The sequence below is a fragment of the Streptomyces sp. NPDC107654 genome, from assembly GCF_055639035.1.
In genome coordinates this window covers 81,011-95,990 of sequence record NZ_JBVKBI010000003.1, presented here as the reverse complement: position 1 = coordinate 95,990, position 14,980 = coordinate 81,011, and the positions used below count along the sequence as shown (strand labels likewise).

At 72.9% G+C, this 14,980-nt stretch carries 15 protein-coding genes; 5 read left to right on the top strand and 10 right to left on the bottom strand.

What is annotated here, in order from left to right; all coding sequences use genetic code 11:
• Positions 1–273 precede the first annotated feature (273 nt).
• The 8 genes from ACZ7N4_RS06500 to mgrA form a co-directional block, all read right to left on the bottom strand.
• On the bottom strand, positions 274–723 hold the full coding sequence (locus tag ACZ7N4_RS06500) for an ATP-binding protein (RefSeq protein ID WP_471354461.1): 450 nt from the start codon (positions 721–723) through the stop codon (positions 274–276).
• Between the two features lie 254 nt (positions 724–977).
• Positions 978–1,151, bottom strand: a complete 174-nt coding sequence (locus tag ACZ7N4_RS06495; protein WP_471354459.1) for a CsbD family protein — start codon at positions 1,149–1,151, stop codon at positions 978–980.
• Between the two features lie 87 nt (positions 1,152–1,238).
• Entirely contained in the window at positions 1,239–2,264 is a 1,026-nt protein-coding gene (gene sph / locus ACZ7N4_RS06490; protein ID WP_471354457.1) for a sphingomyelin phosphodiesterase, read from the bottom strand.
• Positions 2,265–2,321: 57 nt separating this feature from the next.
• Positions 2,322–2,942 carry a DedA family protein gene (locus ACZ7N4_RS06485; protein ID WP_471354455.1) on the bottom strand — a complete coding sequence of 207 codons (621 nt, stop codon included), beginning with the start codon at positions 2,940–2,942 and terminating at the stop codon, positions 2,322–2,324.
• A gap of 34 nt (positions 2,943–2,976) precedes the next feature.
• Positions 2,977–4,200 (bottom strand): cation:proton antiporter, encoded by a 1,224-nt coding sequence (locus ACZ7N4_RS06480; RefSeq protein WP_471354453.1) that lies wholly within the window; start codon positions 4,198–4,200, stop codon positions 2,977–2,979.
• 5 nt (positions 4,201–4,205) lie between these two features.
• Entirely contained in the window at positions 4,206–4,691 is a 486-nt protein-coding gene (locus ACZ7N4_RS06475) for a cation:proton antiporter regulatory subunit (protein WP_471354451.1), read from the bottom strand.
• Between the two features lie 124 nt (positions 4,692–4,815).
• Positions 4,816–4,998 carry a hypothetical protein gene (locus tag ACZ7N4_RS06470; protein ID WP_471354449.1) on the bottom strand — a complete coding sequence of 61 codons (183 nt, stop codon included), beginning with the start codon at positions 4,996–4,998 and terminating at the stop codon, positions 4,816–4,818.
• A 118-nt stretch (positions 4,999–5,116) separates the two neighbouring features.
• A complete protein-coding gene (gene mgrA, locus ACZ7N4_RS06465) occupies positions 5,117–6,157 on the bottom strand; it encodes an L-glyceraldehyde 3-phosphate reductase (protein WP_471354447.1) in 1,041 nt (346 codons plus the stop codon).
• Between the two features lie 178 nt (positions 6,158–6,335).
• Between mgrA and ACZ7N4_RS06460 the strand changes: the two genes are divergently transcribed.
• The 3 genes from ACZ7N4_RS06460 to pgm all read left to right on the top strand — a co-directional run bounded on the left by ACZ7N4_RS06460 (position 6,336) and on the right by pgm (position 10,616).
• On the top strand, positions 6,336–7,880 hold the full coding sequence (locus tag ACZ7N4_RS06460; protein WP_471354445.1) for an MFS transporter: 1,545 nt from the start codon (positions 6,336–6,338) through the stop codon (positions 7,878–7,880).
• 186 nt (positions 7,881–8,066) lie between these two features.
• Complete coding sequence (locus tag ACZ7N4_RS06455) at positions 8,067–8,885, top strand: chitosanase (protein WP_471354443.1); 819 nt, start codon at positions 8,067–8,069, stop codon at positions 8,883–8,885.
• Between the two features lie 90 nt (positions 8,886–8,975).
• A complete protein-coding gene (gene pgm, locus ACZ7N4_RS06450) occupies positions 8,976–10,616 on the top strand; it encodes a phosphoglucomutase (alpha-D-glucose-1,6-bisphosphate-dependent) (protein ID WP_471354441.1) in 1,641 nt (546 codons plus the stop codon).
• A 46-nt stretch (positions 10,617–10,662) separates the two neighbouring features.
• On the opposite strand, the gene ACZ7N4_RS06445 is transcribed toward pgm, so the two are convergent.
• A complete protein-coding gene (locus tag ACZ7N4_RS06445) occupies positions 10,663–11,580 on the bottom strand; it encodes an SGNH/GDSL hydrolase family protein (protein ID WP_471354439.1) in 918 nt (305 codons plus the stop codon).
• A gap of 139 nt (positions 11,581–11,719) precedes the next feature.
• The gene (locus ACZ7N4_RS06440; RefSeq protein WP_356162066.1) at positions 11,720–11,956 is read right to left on the bottom strand and encodes a DUF5133 domain-containing protein; all 237 of its coding nucleotides are present in this window, start codon (positions 11,954–11,956) and stop codon (positions 11,720–11,722) included.
• 420 nt (positions 11,957–12,376) lie between these two features.
• Between ACZ7N4_RS06440 and ACZ7N4_RS06435 the strand changes: the two genes are divergently transcribed.
• Positions 12,377–13,993, top strand: a complete 1,617-nt coding sequence (locus ACZ7N4_RS06435; protein WP_471354436.1) for an adenosine deaminase family protein — start codon at positions 12,377–12,379, stop codon at positions 13,991–13,993.
• A 208-nt stretch (positions 13,994–14,201) separates the two neighbouring features.
• Positions 14,202–14,858 carry a maltokinase N-terminal cap-like domain-containing protein gene (locus tag ACZ7N4_RS06430; RefSeq protein ID WP_471354434.1) on the top strand — a complete coding sequence of 219 codons (657 nt, stop codon included), beginning with the start codon at positions 14,202–14,204 and terminating at the stop codon, positions 14,856–14,858.
• The last annotated feature ends 122 nt before the right edge of the window (positions 14,859–14,980 follow it).

Below are 14,980 nucleotides of genomic sequence, written 5' to 3'. Positions count from 1 at the left end.
TGCCGCCCCGCCCGGGACGGGTGCGCTGCGGCTGCCGAACGGCTTTACGACGGGGCGGGGGCCGGAACCGACGGCCGGGAGTGGCGAACCTCGTCGTGCCCCGCCGTGTCCTCGCCGCCCCGGCACCGGCGCGTCGCCTCCGCTGGGCCAGGCGAGCGAAGTCGGTACGAGCCCGGTCGGTGGTGCCGGCCCGGCCTCGCCGCGGACGGTCTCCGGCAGACTGCTGCGTGACTCGGCTGACCGGCACCGGGCCGACCCGCTCCGGAGGGCGGTTCAGCCGGCCACCGCGGGGTCGAGCGGCACGGTCGCCGTGACCCGCTTGCCGTGGGACAGCCAGGTCACCTCCAGCTTGCGGGCGAGCATCGCCACGAGGTGCAGGCCGTGGCCGCCGATCCGCCGGGGATCAGGCGGGCGCCGCCGTGGCGGCTCAGGGGAGGTGTCCGTGACGGTGATGCGCAGCGCGTCGGCGTCGGGGAGCAGCTCCAGGCCGAGCGCGCACGGGCCGGGCGCGTGCTTGGCGGCGTTGGTGATCAGTTCGCTGACGACGAGCTGTGCGTCCTGTATCGGCCGCCGCCCCGGCTCCGGCCGGGCCCGGGCCAGCAGGGCGGCGACGGCGTCTCTGGCCTCGCCGATGCTGGAGACGCCGGTGTCCCAGGTGCGGCTGTAGCGCAGAGCCGTAGGGCGCTCCTGCGTCGTCGCGTGGGTCCTGAGCGGGATGTCCATACCTCGTCGCCCTTGTCCTTTGGGGTCGGGGGCCCTTCCTGTGCACAGGGGGTCGCTGCCGTCCCTGCTCGGTTACCCCATGCCGAGCGGGTCAAGGGGCGGTCCGTGAGGATTCCTCCGGATGCCCGGGGAACTCCGGGCACGAACCGCGGACGAAAGCCCCGGACGGACGCGGCGGGAGACACAGGGAACGGGTCCGGAGATCCGCGGAAAGCGGAGCTCCGGACCCGTGTCACGGCCGGATCGGTGCGCGTTCAGTGCTTGAAGACGTCCTTGACCTTCTCCTTGGCCTGCCGGGCGTCCCCGCGGGCCCCTTCCACGCGGCCCTCGGCCTCTTTGCTCTCGTTACCCACGGCGCGGGCCGCGGCCTCCTTGGCCTTGCCCTTGGCCTGCTCCGCCTTGGCCTTCGCCTTCTGGTTGCCGGCCATCGTGTGTCACATCCCCACATCGAGGTGGTCTACGGTCGACATCCGGATTGCCGCTCCGCCGGGGTCCAAACCACGAATCGGGCCCGCCTACCGCGCGAAGGCCCGCAGCGGGTAGTGGTCCGAGAGGTTCGTGTACGTGTACGGGGTCCCCCAGCTCGTCACCGTCCAGGGCGCCGACTGCTCCTTGACGACCTCGTTGGTCCACCCGGCGGGCCGGGCGTTGCCGGCGCGGGCGAGGACGTGGTCCAGGTCCTCGCGCGGATCGTCCGGGTAGCGGTCGTGGGCGATGGAGTTCTCCCGGGTGTCGAAGGAGTACGGGTGCCCGGTGCGCGCGTCGGCCCCGGTCAAATCCGCGTCGGCGAGCATGCTCGCGTACTCGGAGCCGCGGAAGTCGACGTTCAGATCACCGGCGACCAGCACCTCCTCGTCCGCGGGGATGTTCTTGGCGTCAAGGAAGGTGTCGATCGCCCGGAACTGGCGTGCTCGGGTCAGTGCCGCCTCGCCCGCGCCGCACCCCGGGTCCGTGGACTGCGTGTGGGTGCCGACGACGTGCACCTTCGTGCCGTCGACGTCCAGCACCACATACGCGAACCCCTTGTTCGACCACCAGTCGGAGCCGCAGGCGTCCCGGTAGACGTACTGCTCCCTGCGCAGGACGGGCCACTTGCTCAGGACGGTGACCCCGCCGTCCTCGGGCGTGGTGGCGGAGTAGGCCCCGCCGGTCGCGTCCCAGCCGTCCCGGCCGCGCCCCACCACCGGGGTCTGGTAGGGGTACCGGTCCGCCGCCGCGCGCTTGAGGGCGTCCGACGCGGTGTTGTCGAACGCCTCCTGCAGCACCACCACGTCGTTGCCCTGGAAGAAGGACGCCTTCGGTATCTCCGCGGCCCGGTGGTCCTGCCCCCAGTTGGGGTACAGGTTCCTGCTCATGAGGAAGACGTTGTACGTCAGGACGCGCAGCGCCGGTGCCGGTCCGGCGGCGGCGGCCGGTGCCGGAGCGGCGAGCGCGGCGGCGGGCAGGGCGAGGGCGAGGACGGCCGCGGCGAGGGCGCGGCGCGGAGCGAAGGGCGTCACTGGATCTCCCTGTCGAGGAAGGGGCTGAGTGGCGCCGCACATCAAACCATCCGGAATTACCCACAGGTAACACCCAGGCGAGCACCGGATGCCGGGAAGTCAGCGCTCGCGGCGCCGGCGGACCACGTGCCGTACGACGAGGCCTGCCACGACGACGGCGGCGGCGAGGAGGACGTACAGCTGGTAGTGCCTGATCTCGTCGTAGATCGCGGTGACGTGGTCGCCCGCCAGGTAGGCCAGGGTGGTCCACAGGCCGACCCACAGGGCCGCGCCGAGGGCGTTGAAGGCCAGGAAGCGGCGCCAGCGCATGCCGGTCGTGCCCGCGATGATGCCGTTGGCCTGGCGCAGCCCCTCGACGAACCGGGCCACCGTGACGATCTTTCCGCCGTGCCGGGTGAAGAACGCCTCGGCGGCCTCGAACCGCTTCGGCGTCAGGAAGACGTACCGCCCCCAGCGGTGCACGAAGGCCCGCCCGCCGGCCCGGCCGATCAGATAGCCGATGTTGTCCCCGGCGACGGCCGCGACGAACGCGATGGCCGCCACGGCCACCACGTTCAGCCGCCCCGCGCCCGCGTAGACGCCGGCGGCCAGCAGGATCGTCTCACCGGGCGCCGGGACGCCGAAGTCCTCCACGAACACCACGGCCCCCACGGCCCAGTAGCCGTAGTGGCCGAGCAGCGGCTCCAGCGCCGCCAGCGGTCCGGGCAGGGGTGCTGGCATTCCTCCACGGTACGACGGCCCGGCCCGGCGGCCGTCAGGAGCGGGTGACCGCCGCGTCCTCCTGGTCCCGTGGGGCGGCCTCCGGTGCGGTGGGCGGTTGCCGGCGGCCGGTCAGACGGAGGGCGAGCGGCTCGGTGTACCGGGCGGTCAGCGGGCCGATGACGACCAGCAGGAGCACGTACGCGGTGGCCAGCGGGCCGAGGTCGGAGTCGATGCCGGAGGTGACGGCGAGCCCCGCGATGACGATCGAGAACTCGCCGCGGGCGACGAGGGTGCCGCCGGCCCGCCACCGGCCGCGGGACGAGATGCCCGCGCCGCGGGCCGCCCAGTAACCGGTGGCGATCTTCGTGAGGGCGGTGACGACGGCCAGGGCGAGCGCGGGCAGCAGCACCGGGGGGATGCTGGCCGGGTCGGTGTGCAGGCCGAAGAAGACGAAGAACACCGCGGCGAACAGGTCCCGCAGGGGTGCCAGGAGGTGGTGGGCGCCCTCGGCGACCTCCCCGGACAGGGCGATGCCCACCAGGAACGCGCCGACCGCCGCCGAGACCTGGAGCTGCTGGGCGACCCCGGCCACCACCAGGGTCAGGCCGAGCACGACCAGCAGCAGCTTCTCGGGGTCGTCGGTGGAGACGAACCGGGAGATGTGCCGGCCCCAGCGCACCGCCACCAGCAGGACCAGGCCCGCCACCCCCAGCGCGACGGCGAGCGTGGCGCTGCCCGCGGCGAGGCCGGTCCCGGCCAGCAGGGCCGTGACGACGGGCAGGTAGACCGCCATGGACAGGTCCTCCAGCACCAGGATGCTGAGGATCACCGGTGTCTCCCGGTTGCCGATCCGGCCCAGGTCGCCGAGGACCTTGGCGATGACGCCGGAGGAGGAGATCCAGGTGATGCCGGCCAGGACGACGGCGGCGATCGGGCCCCAGCCCAGCAGCAGGGCCATGGCCGCTCCGGGCAGGGCGTTGAGGGTGGCGTCCACGATCCCGGCCCGGTACTGCGTCTTCAGGTTGGAGACCAGATCGCCGGCCGTGTATTCGAGGCCCAGCATGAGCAGCAGCAGGACGACACCGATCTCGGCGCCGATCGCCACGAACTCCTCGCTGGTGCCGAGCGGCAGCAGACCGCCCTCGCCGAAGGCCAGCCCGGCCAGCAGGTAGAGCGGTATGGGGGAGAAGCTCAGCCGGGCGGCGAGCCGGCCCAGCAGTCCGAGGCACAGGATGATCGCGCCGAACTCGATGAGAAAGACCGCGGAGGAGTGCATCCGGTTCACTCCCGCCCGAGGATCGCGGCGGCGGCCTCGACGCCCTCGCGGGTGCCGATGACGATCAGCGTGTCCCCGCCTGCCAGCCGGAAACCGGGGCCGGGGGACGGTATCGCCTCGGCGCGGCGCAGGACCGCCACGATCGACACGCCGGTCTCGGTGCGCATCCGGGTCTCGCCGAGCAGCCGTCCGTTCCAGTGCGAGGCGCCGGACAGCTCGATTCGCTCGGCCACCAGACCCAGCTCCGTCGTGGACAGCAGGGTGGGGCTGTGGTGGGTCGGCTTCAGGGCGTCCACCAGCGCCTCCGCCTCGGACCCCGTGAGGTGGACCGAGAGCGCGCAGGCGTCCGGATCGTCGCGCCGGTAGGCGCTCAGGGTGCGGGAGCCGTCCCGGTGGGCCACCACCGACAGAGGGCGGTGTTCGCGTGTCGTGAGGTCGTACCGGACGCCGATTCCCGGCAACGGCGTCCTGCTGGTGCGTGCGGCGCTCATGGCTGCCCCCCTGTCCGGCTTGAACGTTTCTTGGTGAAACCTTTAACCGAACCCTACCCCGGTGGTGATCGCCGGAGGGAGAGTGCCCCGGGTGGGCGCCCGGGCGGACAGGGGGGCGGGAGCGCTATGAGCCGGAGGCCGCGGTGTCCTCGTCGGCGGCGGGATCGGGCTGGCACAAGTGGCACAGCTCGTGGTTCCCGTCGCGGGTCACGACCGTTCCCCAGCCGAGGCACTGCTCGCAGTCGCGGGCGAGGGCCAGGTCGGGGTGGGGAGGTAGCAGGGGGCTGCCGTGGGCTCCGTGCGCCATGCGGTGAACGGCTCCTTGAGGTGCTGGAGGGTCACGAGGAAAGGGATGACAACGGTGTCCGAATGACTCCCATTATGTCCTACTTTTTCCTTATGTCTGTGACCTGGGTCACAGCCTCCTAGAGATTCCCGAGTCGGGCGTCGCGCCACAGGTCGACGCCGCCCTCGGTCGCGTAGCGGTCGATCTCGGCCAGCTCCTCCTCGCCGAAGTCGAGGTTCTCCAGCGCGGCGACGTTCTGCTCCAGCTGCTCGACGCGGGAGGCGCCGATGACCAGCGAGGTCACCCGCTCGTCCCGGAGCGCCCAGGCCAACGCCAGCTGGGCGAGGGTCTGCCCGCGCCGGGCCGCGATGTCGTTCAGGGCGCGCAGCCGGTCCCGCAGGTCGTCGGTCAGCCAGGAGGCGTCCAGGGACGTCCCCCGCGCCGCCCGCGAGTCCTGCGGGACACCGTCCAGGTAACGGCCGGTGAGCAGGCCCTGGGCCAGCGCCGTGAAGCCGATGACCCCGAAGCCCTCCTCCCGGGCCGCGTCCAGCAGGCCGTCCGTCTCGATCCAGCGGTTGAGCATGCTGTACGACGGCTGGTGGATCAGCAGCGGGGTGCCGAGGTCGCGCAGGATGGCTGCGGCCTGCCGGGTGCGCTCGGCGTCGTAGGAGGAGATGCCGACGTACAGCGCCTTGCCCTGGCGGACCGCGGTGTCGAGCGCGCCCATGGTCTCCTCCAGCGGCGTGCTCGCGTCCAGCCGGTGGGAGTAGAAGATGTCGACGTAGTCCACGCCCATCCGGCTCAGCGACTGGTCGAGCGAGGCCAGCAGGTACTTGCGGGAGCCGCCGCCCTGCCCGTAGGGGCCGGGCCACATGTCCCAGCCGGCCTTGGTGGAGATCACCAGCTCGTCCCGGTACGGAGCGAGGTCCCGCTTCAGCAGCCGTCCGAAGTTCAGCTCCGCCGCGCCGTAGGGCGGGCCGTAGTTGTTGGCCAGGTCGTGGTGGGTGATCCCGAGGTCGAAGGCGCGCAGCGCGATCTCGCGCTGCACCTCGAACGGGCGGTCGTCGCCGAAGTTGTGCCAGTAGCCCAGGGACAGGAGCGGGAGGTCCAGTCCGGAACGGCCGGTGCGCCGGTAGCGCATGGAGCCGTCGTAGCGAGCGGGGTCCGCGACGTACGTCATCGGGTCTTCTCCGGGTGGTGCGGTAGGAACGCCCCTGCGTGTGCGCACGGGCCCGTCCACCCTGCTTCCTGGAGGGACGCAAGTCCAACCGCCGTCCCGGATGGGATTGAGCGGTTCCGTTTCTTAATCGGTCACAGGGGCAGGCGGTGATCAGCGGAGCGAGAGTAAGGAGGCGCCCGTGAGTGGTGCGACATCCGGTAGTGGAGAGCAGACCCGCGGCAGGCAGCGGGTTCCGGCAGCCGTGGCCCGGCTGCCGCACCAGGTCCGGGAGGAGCTGACCCGCAGACTGCGCCGCAACCGACGGGCCTTCCGCGCCGACGACGTCCAGGTCGTCGAACCGCCGCTGCTGCGGCGCGCCGTCGGCGCCTCCGCGCTCGGCAACTGCATGGAGTGGTTCGACTTCGGCGTCTACAGCTACCTCGCCGCCACCATCGGCAAGGTGTTCTTCCCGGGTGCCTCCCCGGCCGCGCAGGTCATCTCCTCGTTCGCGACCTTCGCCGCAGCCTTCGTCGTACGGCCCCTGGGCGGACTGGTCTTCGGGCCGCTCGGCGACCGGATCGGCCGGCAGAAGGTGCTCGCCACCACCATGATCATGATGGCGCTGGGCACCTTCGCCATCGGCGTCATCCCCGGCTACTCCACCATCGGCATCGCCGCGCCCGTGCTGCTCCTGCTGGCCCGCATGGTCCAGGGCTTCTCCACCGGCGGCGAGTACGGCGGCGCCACCACCTTCGTCGCCGAGTACTCCCCGGACCGCCGGCGCGGCTTCCTCTCCAGCTGGCTCGACTTCGGCACCTTCGTCGGCTACGCCCTCGGCTCGGCCCTGGTCACCGCGCTGAACCTGGCCCTGACGGACGACCAGATGCTGTCCTGGGGCTGGCGCGTGCCGTTCCTGATCGCCGGACCGCTCGGCGTGATCGGCCTGTACATGCGGATGAAGCTGGAGGAGTCCCCGGCCTTCCAGCAGCAGCTGGACGACCACGAGAAGGCGCTGGCGCAGGAGTCGGCGGGCAGCGAGCTCAAGGACATCGTCAGGAACCACTGGCGGCCCCTGCTCCTCTGCACGGGCCTGGTGCTGCTCTACAACGTCACCAACTACATGGTCACCGGCTATCTGCCGACCTACCAGACCGAGACCCTGCACCGCTCCAGCGGCTCGGCCGACCTGCTGGTGCTCGTCGGCATGGTGTGGATCGTCGTCCTGATCACCTTCCTCGGCCGGCTCAGCGACCGGGTGGGCCGGCGACCGCTCTACGCCGTCGCCGCCGCCGCGATGATCGTGCTCGCCGTGCCCGCCTTCCTGCTGATCAAGGCGGACGGCACCTGGCCGCCGATCCTCGGGGTGCTGCTCCTGGCCACGCTGCTGGCCTGCTTCGCCGCGCCCAGTGCGGCGACCCTGCCCGCCCTGTTCCCGACCGCCGTCCGCTACGCGGCCATGGGCATCGGGTTCAACTTCGCCGTCGCCGCGTTCGGGGGCACCACCCCGCTGGTCACCGCCGCGCTGGTCGGCCTCACCGGCGACGACCTCATGCCCGCCTACTACCTGATGCTGGCCGGTGTCATCGGCCTGGTCACGGTGCGCTTCCTGCCCGAGAGTGCCCAGGTCCCGCTCAAGGGCTCGCAGCCGATGGTCGGTTCGCATGAGGAGCAGCGCGAGCTCATCACCACCTCGCAGGAGCTGTACGCTGTCGCGCGGCAGCAGGAGGGGGCACGGCGGGACTGAGTCGCCGGCTCCGAGGGGCTCCGAGGGGCTTCGGGGGGACGTCGGGGAGTGGGGACCGGTCGGGGAAGCGTCGGGGTTGTTCGATCGTACGAACTTCGTGCCGACCGGTTACCGGCTCGCGCATTCGACAGGAAACTTTCCTACCAGTGGGCAACTCCCCACCCCCCACCTCACCTTGGAGCGCCCGTGCCGAACAGAAGCCGTCTCACCCGCCGGACCGCCGTCGCCGGGCTGGGCGCCGTCGCGTCCGCCGTCCTGGTCGGTGTCGCCCGGGACCGCACGGCCTCGGCCGCCGCGCCCGGCCTGGACGACCCGGCGAAGAAAGAGATCGCCATGAAGCTGGTGTCGAGCGCGGAGAACTCCTCGCTCGACTGGAAGGCCCAGTACAAGTACATCGAGGACATAGGCGACGGCCGGGGCTACACCGCCGGCATCATCGGCTTCTGCTCCGGCACCGGCGACATGCTCGACCTCGTCCAGCTCTACACCGACCGCCGGCCCGGCAACGTCCTCGCCCCGTACCTGCCCGCCCTGCGCAGGGTCGACGGCACCGACTCGCACGACGGCCTCGATCCGCGCTACCCCGGGGACTGGCGCAGGGCGGCCCAGGACACCGCCTTCCAGCGGGCCCAGAACGACGAACGCGACCGCGTCTACTTCAACCCCGCCGTCACCCGGGGCAAGACCGACGGACTGCGCGCCCTGGGCCAGTTCGCCTACTACGACGCCCTCGTCATGCACGGCGACGGCGACGACCCCACCGGCTTCCGCAACATCCGGGCGCGCGCCCTGCGCGTCGCCAAGCCGCCGGCCCAGGGCGGCAACGAGACGACGTACCTCGACGCCTTCCTGGACGCCCGGGTCTGGGCCATGAGGCAGGAGGAGGCGCACAGCGACACCAGCCGCGTCGACACCGCGCAGCGGGTCTTCCTGCGCAAGGGCAACCTCGACCTGGACACACCACTCGACTGGAAGGTGTACGGGGACAGCTACCACATCGGCTGACCTGCGTGGGGGCGCACTCGCACGGTGCGCCCCTGACGGGGAAAGATGGATGGGGAGCGAAACCACCCACCGATGCGGAGGAACGGACTCATGGCGCACGAGCGCGCCGGCCGGCCGGCCGGGCCCCAGGACCTTGTCGACGTGGCGCGGCTGGTCACGGCGTACTACACGCTGCACCCCGACCCCGCCGACCCTGGACAGCGGGTGGCGTTCGGCACGTCCGGGCACCGCGGTTCGTCCCTCGCGAGCGCCTTCAACGAGGACCACATCGCCGCCACCAGCCAGGCCATCTGCGAGTACCGCGCCGCCCAGGGCACCGACGGCCCGCTCTTCCTCGGCGCGGACACCCACGCCCTGTCCGAGCCCGCGAGGGCCACCGCGCTGGAGGTGTTCGCCGCCAACGAGGTGACCGTGCTCATCGACAGCGCGGACGGCTACACCCCCACCCCCGCCGTCTCCCACGCGATCCTGACCCACAACCGCGGCCGCACCGCAGGCCTCGCCGACGGCGTGGTCGTCACCCCCTCGCACAACCCGCCCGCCGACGGCGGCTTCAAGTACAACCCGCCGAGCGGCGGCCCGGCGGCCTCCGACGCCACCTCCTGGATCCAGGACCGCGCCAACCAGATCATCGCCGGCGGCCTGAAGGACGTCCGCCGGCTGCCGTTCGCCCGCGCGCTCGCCGCGGACACCACCCGGCGGTACGACTTCCTCGGCACGTACGTCGGCGACCTGCCCGCCGTGCTGGACCTGGACGCCGTCCGCGCGTCCGGCGTGCGGATCGGCGCCGACCCGCTCGGCGGCGCCTCCGTCGCCTACTGGGGACGGATCGCCGAACAGCACGGCATCGACCTGACCGTGGTCAACCCGCACACCGACCCCACCTGGCGGTTCATGACCCTGGACTGGGACGGCCAGATCCGCATGGACTGCTCCTCGCCGTACGCGATGGCCTCCCTCATCGAGCAGCGCGACCGCTTCCGCATCGCCACCGGCAACGACGCCGACGCCGACCGGCACGGCATCGTCACCCCGGACGCGGGCCTGATGAACCCCAACCACTACCTCGCCGTCGCCATCTCCTACCTCTACCGCCACCGCGACCAGTGGCCGGCCGACGCCGGCGTCGGCAAGACCCTCGTCTCCTCCACCATGATCGACCGGGTCGCCGGCGACCTCGGCCGCCGGCTGGTCGAGGTGCCGGTCGGTTTCAAGTGGTTCGTGGACGGACTGGCCGGCGGCGACCTCGGGTTCGGCGGCGAGGAGTCGGCCGGCGCCTCCTTCCTGCGCCGCGACGGCTCGGTGTGGACCACCGACAAGGACGGCATCCTCCTCGCCCTGCTCGCCTCCGAGATCACCGCCGTCACCGACAGGACCCCGTCGGAGCACTACGCCGAGCTGACCGCCCGCTTCGGCGCCCCCGCCTACGCCCGCATCGACGCCCCCGCGACCCGCGAACAGAAGGCGCTGCTCGGCAAGCTGTCACCGGCCCAGGTCACCGCGGACACGCTGGCCGGGGAGGCGGTCACGGCCGTCCTGACCGAGGCGCCCGGCAACGGCGCCGCGATCGGCGGCATCAAGGTCACCACGGAGAACGCCTGGTTCGCCGCCCGGCCCTCGGGCACCGAGGACGTGTACAAGGTGTACGCCGAGTCCTTCCTCGGCGCGGACCACCTCGCCCGGGTGCAGGAGGAGGCCCAGGCGGTGGTGCTGGGGGCGCTCGGCGGCTGAGCGCACCGCGCGGGGCGGCCTCCGGCACGGGGCCGCCCCCGACGGATCAGTCCCGTCCGCCTCCGTGGTCCAGCCGGGCCAGCACGGCCCGGGCCATGACCTCTTCCCCCTGGGCGTTGGGATGGGCGGGGGCAGCGGGCGAGGCGGGCTGGAGCGGCTCGATCCAGCGGTCGGCGGGCGCCTTGCACATGTCGTGGCCGACCGTGGGGCCGTAGGTGTCCACGTACTCGGCCCGGTTCACGGCGGCCACCAGCCGCAGCATCAGGTTCAGCCGCTTCTCGGTGTCCCGCAGATACGCGAAGTCCCCCCGCGCGAACGGGACCTGTGGGGCGCAGCCGCTGCCGTCGTCGGGCAGCAGGTCCGGGTAGCCGACCACGACCACCCGCGCGTGCGGCGCCCGGGCGTGCACCGCCCGCAGCACCCGGTCGACCTTCGGCGCGGTCCGCGCGATCGTCAGGGTCAACTCGTCGTGGCCCGAGGCCCGGTACGAGCGCTCGCAGGGGTTGCCCGCCGGGTCCTGGGCGGCGAGCCGGGCGCAGGTGCCGATGATGGTCCCAAAACCGATGTCGTTGCCGCCGATCTGCAGCGTCACCAGGTCGGTGTGCCGGTCCAGGGCGTCGAGTTGGGGCGGGTGGGTACCCTGCGCCCGCCACATCTCGGCGGTCGTGGCCCCGCCGCAGCTCACGTCTGTGAACGCGGGCACCTGCCGCCGGGCGGCCACGAGCGAGGGGTAGTTGTGGTCCGAGCGCCCGCAGGCGGCGTCCACCTGTGCCGGGATGCCGGGGCCGGAGGTGTAGGAGTCGCCGAGCGCCACATAGGCGGTCGTGCGGCCGGCGCCGCCCGGGTGTGCCGTGGCCGGTGCCGTGCCGGCGGCCACGAGGGCGCAGCCGCCCAGTGCCGCCCCGAGCACGGCGGCCCGCCGCCGGCCCCTCGCTCCGCCCGCCGGACGCGTGTCGTGCGCCATGCATCCTCCCCCTCGTCCCGCGCGGCCCTCGCGCGGCAGACCGGGCCTGTATACCGTCCGGTAGGCCGCGCCGACCAGAAGCGGGACACGACGAGTTCAGGGGGAGCGGAGGGGCAACCGGCCTGCCGGCCGGGCCGGTTCAGGCGCCGGACGCCTGGAGCAGCGAGTCGTCCTCCGGGCGGGCCCCGGAGAGGCGGTGGCGGGCGGCGATCAGCGCCATGTCGACATCCCGCGTTCCGGTGGCCACGCACAGCGTGTACGACACGTCGGCGAGCCGCTGCCGGGCCTGGGGCGTGCTGTCCTCCGCCCCGAGCAGTACGAGAGCCTCGTACTGGGCGATGAGGTCCTGCAGTACCGCGGGGTGTGCCATGAGCATGTTGCCGCCTCCCTGGTGGTCGCCGATGCACGAAGACGCAGGCCCGAATACCCGCGGAGTTGCCGCGCATGCGTGCCGTCTCGGGGACGTGGTGAGGGCGGGGGTCCACGGTGGTGGGGCGGGGTGCGTGGTGGTGGGAGGGGTGCGCGATGGCGAGCCGGGGTCGGTGGGGGTGGCGGACCGGGGGGTGAGGCGGGGGCCGGGGCACGGGGTGGTGGGCCGGGTCGGTGGTGGCAGACAGGGGTATGAGGCGGCGGCCGGAGCGCGCGGTGGTGGGCCGGGGCGTGAGGTGGTGGGCCGGGGCCCGTGGCGGTGGGCGGGGCGTCGTCCGGTCGAGGGGCATCACCCGGTCGGGTGCTCTCCGGCCGGGATCGGGCGGATCGGGGCCTGCTGCCGTGGTCCTTCCGTGATCATTCCCATGTGAGTCTTCCACGTCGAAGTGCCGTGCGCCGCCGGGTCGTTCCGACCGCGCTCGGCGCCCTCAGTGTTCTCGGTGTCCCGTCCCTGCTGTCCGCCCTGCCCGCCGCCGCCCAGCCGGCGCAGCGGGAGCACCGGTCCGCCGCGCCGCCGCCCCGGCCGGTCACGGAGGGGGAGGCGCGCACGGACGCCCGCCTCCGCTCCCTGCACGACCGGCCCCAGGCCCTGCGCGCGTTCTTCCGGCAGCTCCCCAAAGGCGGAGACCTGCACAACCACCTCTCCGGGGCGGTCTCCACTGAGTATCTGATCGAGCTGGCCGCCGAGGACGGGCTGTGCGTCGACACCGCCACGCTGACCGCGGTCGCCCCGCCCTGCGGCCCGGGCACCCGGCCCGCCGCCGACGCGCGCACCGACCGCGCGTTCCGTGCCGCGCTGGTCCGCGCCTGGTCCATGGAGGACTTCCCGCCCGGCGAGAACGGCCACGACCACTTCTTCGACACCTTCGGGAAGTTCGGCGAGGTCACCTGGCGGCACCGGGGCAGGCTGCTCGCCGAGGTCGCCGACACCGTCGTACGCGACAACCAGTTCTACCTGGAGACGATGGTCACCCCCGCCTCCGACGGCGCGAAGAAGCTCGCCGCGCAGGTGGGCTGGGACGACGACCTCGCCGCCCTGCACCGCAGGCTGGTCGCGGACGGCAAGCTGGACCGGCTGGTCGCCGAGGCACGCGAGGAGGCCGACGACGGCGACGCCGAGTTCCGCGCCACCGAGCACTGCGGCACCCCGCGGGCCAGGGCCGCCTGCGGGCTCACCGTCCGCTGGATCTCCCAGGCGTCCCGGAGCAGTTCGCCGGAGCGGGTCTTCACCCAGCTGGCTCTCGGGATGCGGCTGGCCGAGGCCGACCCGCGGTTCGTCGCCGTCAACCTCGTCCAGCCCGAGGACGGGGACAGCTCCCTGCGCGACTACAGCCTGCAGATGCGCATGATCGGTTACCTGCGCACGAAGTACCCGAAGGCCCATGTCACGCTGCACGCCGGTGAACTGTGGCCCGGGCTGGTCAAGCCCAAGGACCTGAAGTTCCACATCAGGAAGGCCGTCGAGGTCGCCCGGACCGAGCGGGTCGGGCACGGGGTGGACCTCGTCCACGAGGACCACTGGCGGCGCACCGCCCGCACCATGGCGGACCGCGAGGTGGCCGTGGAGGTGCCCTTCTCCAGCAACGCCCAGATCCTCGGCGTCAAGGGCGCCGACCACCCCTTCGACACCTACCGCCGCTACGGCGTCCCGGTCGTCCTCGCCACGGACGACCCCGGGGTCTCCAGGATCGACATCAGCCACGAGTACCAGTACGCGGCCGCCACCTACGGCCTGCGCTACCCCGAGCTGAAGGACCTGGCCCGCGCCTCCCTGGAGTACGGCTTCCTGCCCGGCGCCAGCCTGTGGCAGGGCAACCCCACCGCCAAGGGCTACCAGCGGGTCGCGTCCTGCCGCTCCGAGCACCCCGGCCTCCCCGTCCGCGGCGCGGCCTGCCGCCACCTGCTCACGCAGAGCGCGAAGGCCCGCCTGGAATGGCGTCAGGAGGCCGCGTTCCTCGCCTTCGAGGCCACCCACAGGAGCTGACGCCCCTGACGCGGCGAGGTGCCGTGCCGGGTGCCGCGGACCGGGCCGATCCAGACGCACACCCCCTGGCCGACGCCGGGACCGCCCCTGCCGGCCGGTCCCGGCGTCCGGCCGTCGGCACACCGGGGCGGGGCGGGGCGGGGCGGAGCGGGCGGTGTGGAAGGCTGGGCAGGGTCCGCATCCGCAGCACGGGGAGGCATCCGCCGGCATGGCCGTCATCCATCAGACCACCCTCAGGCCCACCAAGCTCGAACTGCTCACCGACTGGCTGCCCACCCGCCCCTGGTACCGCGGCGGTCCGGACGCGCCCGTGCTGGAGAAGTCCGGCGGGTTCCGGCTGGACGACCCGGAGGGCGAAGTCGGCATCGAGTTCATGGTGGTCACCGACACGTCGGCCCCGGAGCGCACTGCCTACCTGGCGCCGCTCACGTACCGCGGTGCGCCGCTGGAGGGTGCCGAGCACGCCCTCGTCGGCACGATGGAGCACGGGGTGCTGGGCAGCCGCTGGGTCTACGACGGCTGCCACGACCCGGTGTCGGCCGCCGAGTTGCTGGCGCTGATCGAGGGCAGGGCGCAGGCGATGGCCCAGAGCGTCACCGACACCCCCGATCACGAGGTGACCCGCTCCTACGGCGGTGCCCCGCTGGACCCGGCCGGCTTCACGCCCGAGCCGGCCGACGACCACGACGGCACCCGCCTCGCCGTGCCCGGGGGCGCGGTCCTGCACGTCCACCGGGTGCTCACGCCCGTCACCGAGAACCCGCCGCTGCCGCCGCGGGACGCCCTCGGCCATGTCGCGACCGGCTGGCAGGGCCCGGACGACACCCGGCTGCGGGCCGTGTTCATGACGCTGCGCGCCGCCTGACCGGGGGCGGGGCGCCACAGCAGCAAGGAAGAGGGGGGGGAGGGAGGACACCACGACCCCGCCCGGCACGGGAAGGGCGAAGCTGTCCCTGTTTTTTCAGTCCCCCCCCCCACCCCCCGGAG

Bases quoted from the DNA above. Each gene is read 5' to 3' on its own strand.
- ACZ7N4_RS06500 (WP_471354461.1), bottom strand. From the start codon at position 723: ATGGACATCCCGCTCAGGACCCACGCGACGACGCAGGAGCGCCCTACG.
- ACZ7N4_RS06495 (WP_471354459.1), bottom strand. From the start codon at position 1,151: ATGGCCGGCAACCAGAAGGCGAAGGCCAAGGCGGAGCAGGCCAAGGGC.
- sph (WP_471354457.1), bottom strand. From the start codon at position 2,264: ATGTGCGGCGCCACTCAGCCCCTTCCTCGACAGGGAGATCCAGTGACG.
- ACZ7N4_RS06485 (WP_471354455.1), bottom strand. From the start codon at position 2,942: ATGCCAGCACCCCTGCCCGGACCGCTGGCGGCGCTGGAGCCGCTGCTC.
- ACZ7N4_RS06480 (WP_471354453.1), bottom strand. From the start codon at position 4,200: ATGCACTCCTCCGCGGTCTTTCTCATCGAGTTCGGCGCGATCATCCTG.
- ACZ7N4_RS06475 (WP_471354451.1), bottom strand. From the start codon at position 4,691: ATGAGCGCCGCACGCACCAGCAGGACGCCGTTGCCGGGAATCGGCGTC.
- ACZ7N4_RS06470 (WP_471354449.1), bottom strand. From the start codon at position 4,998: ATGGCGCACGGAGCCCACGGCAGCCCCCTGCTACCTCCCCACCCCGAC.
- mgrA (WP_471354447.1), bottom strand. From the start codon at position 6,157: ATGACGTACGTCGCGGACCCCGCTCGCTACGACGGCTCCATGCGCTAC.
- pgm (WP_471354441.1), top strand. From the start codon at position 8,976: ATGGCGCACGAGCGCGCCGGCCGGCCGGCCGGGCCCCAGGACCTTGTC.
- ACZ7N4_RS06445 (WP_471354439.1), bottom strand. From the start codon at position 11,580: ATGGCGCACGACACGCGTCCGGCGGGCGGAGCGAGGGGCCGGCGGCGG.
- ACZ7N4_RS06440 (WP_356162066.1), bottom strand. From the start codon at position 11,956: ATGCTCATGGCACACCCCGCGGTACTGCAGGACCTCATCGCCCAGTAC.
- ACZ7N4_RS06430 (WP_471354434.1), top strand. From the start codon at position 14,202: ATGGCCGTCATCCATCAGACCACCCTCAGGCCCACCAAGCTCGAACTG.